Origin of the sequence: Pseudoalteromonas fuliginea, assembly GCF_000690055.1 — a bacterium.
Classification (GTDB): domain Bacteria; phylum Pseudomonadota; class Gammaproteobacteria; order Enterobacterales; family Alteromonadaceae; genus Pseudoalteromonas; species Pseudoalteromonas fuliginea.
In genome coordinates, this window is the sequence record NZ_JJNZ01000151.1 from 1 (window position 1) to 3,844 (window position 3,844).

Below are 3,844 nucleotides of genomic sequence, written 5' to 3' on the forward strand. Positions count from 1 at the left end.
GAGTACGCCCAGTTATGATGACAGTTGCGACAATTATTATTGGCTTACTGCCTGTGCTTTATGGCACGGGCACCGGAAGCGAAGTAATGAGCCGAATAGCAGCGCCTATGGTTGGCGGTATGGGCAGTGCAATTGTACTTACTTTACTTGTTATTCCTGCGGTTTACCTACTGTGGCGTAAGCGAGATTTGTAAAAGTATTAGGGAGTAAGTCAAGTATTTATTCCCTACATACCAGAGTTGTTTTTAGAATACCTTCATTATCGCTAATTAGATGTTTTTAATTTGTTAAATTAATGATAACTCATTATGTTCATTTGTTTTTTTTTGTGAATAATGAACGGTGGTTTTATTTAAGGAACGAATAATGAAGTATTTACACTGGCAGCATATTATACAAAAAGCACTGTTTACCTGTTTTTATTTACTCACACTTAGTTATTCGTGTTTTACGTTGAGTAATTCAAGTTTTACTCTCGCTGATTTTACCTTACGGCCCCCATTCGGTGGTATTAGTTATGCCCCTTTTGCACCAACTAATTTTAATTATAGCAAAAGTGATAACGCTATATCTGTCTCTTGGGATTGGGGAGTTAATGATGGTGGCGAACTGAATACTTTTTCTGCAAAAATTTTCAATGGAGCTCTTGAAAGCCAGAGTAAAAATACTTTCAGTATTCTGCCTTGTAATGGTAATTGCAATCTTACTACGCACTTTGTTGTTGAAGTATCTGAAGCTGGCGGTGCTTATAGGGTTGTTGCAACAACTACAGGAAAAATTTACCACTTTGCATTAACTAACTATGCCAGCTACCGGTTTAGAGTTAAAGCTGGGACTGATTATTCTAAAACAGAGGTAGGGCCAAGGAAAATTATTTATAGTGATTACTTGGTAGGCCCTGTTATTACAGCTCCTGCAAAACCTAAGTTAGAAAAACCCAGTATTACTCCTGCCTCAGAATCAATCCTTTCCGGTACGGCAATATCAATTAGTTCAAGTTACACAGTCAAGTATAAGCTAGTTAATAACGGTACAAGTTGCGATAACGGTAGCTGGCTGAGCTATACAAGTGCATTTAATTTAACGCGCAGTCAACGCGTGTGCGCTAAAGCAATAAAGTCAGGTTGGCCTGATAGTGATGTGGTGCTTCAAGATTATACAATTTTGGAACAAACCTCTCAGTTTGCAGCGTTGGCAGCAATAACGCCTAATAATGAGTTGGAGTTCGAACAGGTGGGGTCGCCAACGGTTAGTGGTGTGGGAGCTATTAAGGGTCAAGCCGGGGTTGATGGTGGCGCAGCAACCTACCACATTCCTATTGAATTACCGCCAGGGCGTGTAGGCATGCAGCCGGAAGTATCGCTCAATTATTCATCACGAAGCGGTAAGGGTATAGCCGGTGTGGGTTGGTCATTAACAGCAGGTTCAAGTATTACACGCTGCGCTGCAACTTATGCACAAGATGGTTTTAGTCAAAACCCACAATACAACAGTAATGACCGTTTGTGCCTAGACGGTCAACGTTTAATCGCAACATTAGGCTCTTATGGTAATTCAGGCACTGAATATCGCACAGAAATAGATAGCTTCACTCGCGTTACGCAAAGCGGTTCTCTTAATGGCACGTCGACGTGGTTTAAAGCCGAATATAAAAATGGGCATGTTGCTTATTTTGGTAAAACCAGCAATTCACGCTTAGTGCATGGTGGTAAAAGTACTGCGTATTCGTGGTTAATTGAATATCAACATGATGCTACTGCGAAAAATTATATTCATTATAAATATGAAGAGTTTGGAGTCGGTGAAACGCTATTAAGTGGAATAGCTTACACAGGAAATGGTATTAGTTCAAAAGGGAGCCAATCAATTACTTTCGCTTACGAAAGTAATAACAGGTTTAAAAGTGGTTATATAGCAGGAGGAAATTACTCATCATCACAGCAGCTAAAAGCAATTAATGTTGAAAATAATGGCCAAGTAGTTAGGTCTTATGACTTAACTTATACCTTAAGTCGAACTTCAAATAGAGATCTATTAAATAAAGTTCAGCAGTGTGAAGGTGCAGATAATTGTTTTTCAATAACGAACATTGATTGGAGTGATAATAAACAAACAGTTGCGTTAAATACGCTAAGCTTGGCTAATGGAGAAAGGCTATTTCCTAATATTTTAAATTTATTTGAGCATATACCTCAAGGCGACTTAAATGGCGATGGAGTAAGAGATTGGCCAGGAGTTTACCTTAATGCTGAGGCTGAACTTTCTTCATATAACAATTTGGCGTTTAACCCTTGCTATCAAAACAGCTATAACAGGCAATTAATTTGCGTTGATGGTGACTTTAACATGGATGGTAAAAGTGATGATTGGTCAAATGTTAATGGGCTAATGGTAATTAAATATACAAATGGTGGAATGGTCACTACTAATGTAGAGCTAGGAAATAGTGCCAACTTGGGCATAGCTGATAGTCACCCTGTTCATATAGCAGATTACAACGGTGATGGATGGCCTGACCTGATGGTTTATGATTCATCAAATTCAGGCGGGGTGTCTTTAAAACTTTATTATCACACGGGTTTAGTTCAGCGTCCATATAGTGAAAGTCAGTATATAGGTAGTTATGGTTTAATACGTAAAGGAACATCCAATATACTAGGACGAGGCTTTCAATTTATGGGAGATATGACAGGTAATGGTCTGCCCGATATAATAAAAACTGACAGCGGTGCTTCAAGAGATAACCCTTATCCACAAGCTATACCAACTAGTTTATTAGTCAATAGCGGCAGTGACTTTTCAAATGTTGGTTTAGATGATTTAGATATACTTTATAATGGTGATTATCAAGATTTACATCCGGTTTTTTCATATTTTATTGATATAAATGGGGACGGGTTAAGCGACTGGATTGGGTGGCGTACAACACCGTCGATAAAGTTAGTTGCTAGACTAAACATTGGGGGAGGGAATTTTGCTCAAAACGAAATTAACTTAGGTTCTAACCCTTTTGAAACTCGTTTTTCGTATATACGACTTAGCAATAATGAAGTTGACACAAGGTATATTCCTAAATTTATGGGGGCATTTAAAGTACAAGATATTAATAATGATGGGGTACCAGAGGTACTTGTACCTGGTGAGAGGATATATGAATCATGTGCGTTAATACCAAGTCAAATTGGAGGGACTAAAAATCGTTGTGGCGATGAACTATACGGCTCGCGATTTAGCTCTTCAGATGTTGGTTCTATAACTTCAATCAACAGTGAGTCGGTTGATAATAGCATTTATAGATTTGATGCTATTTATTTTGAACAGGGAGTAGGTAATAGTTTTTCAGTTCGAAGAGAGCCAACAAATTATCTTGGGCATGCCTATCAATCAACTTTTATTGATGTGTTTGGTACAGGTATCCCTTCCCTAGTTTTTAATCATAGAAGAAATTATTCAGCGGGGAAATTAACAACATTTAATGATGCATCTCTTGGTAATGAATTTGTGCAATATAAAAGTGATTACGGAATTTTTATAAGTAGAAATTATGGCTCAGGTAGTGGAATTACAAATAGCGATTATGCACCAGCAGATCTCATTGAAAGTGTTGAAAATGGCTTAGGTGTTAAATCACAATGGCGTTTAAGGCCGCTTTCAAGTAATGAACTTGATTACGATTTACTCTCGAGCGATATAGTTAATGGTAATGGATACTTTAATTTTGCCTCATCAATGTATGTAGTAACTAGTTTTAAACAAAGTAATGGGGTTGGCGGTACGAATGAGCGCAGCTATAATTATTTAGGTTCTGTTTATAATGCCCAAGGCCGTGGTTTTATGGGCTTTA

Annotated in this window: 2 protein-coding genes; both read left to right on the plus strand. The window is 38.0% G+C overall.

What is annotated here, in order from left to right:
• On the plus strand, nucleotides 1-194 hold a 194-nt coding region (locus tag DC53_RS0120890), incomplete at its 5' end, for an efflux RND transporter permease subunit (protein WP_033032406.1).
• Between the two features lie 172 nt (nucleotides 195-366).
• Nucleotides 367-3,844, plus strand: a 3,478-nt coding sequence (locus tag DC53_RS00275) for a SpvB/TcaC N-terminal domain-containing protein (RefSeq protein ID WP_033032408.1), incomplete at its 3' end; no start/stop codon positions are given.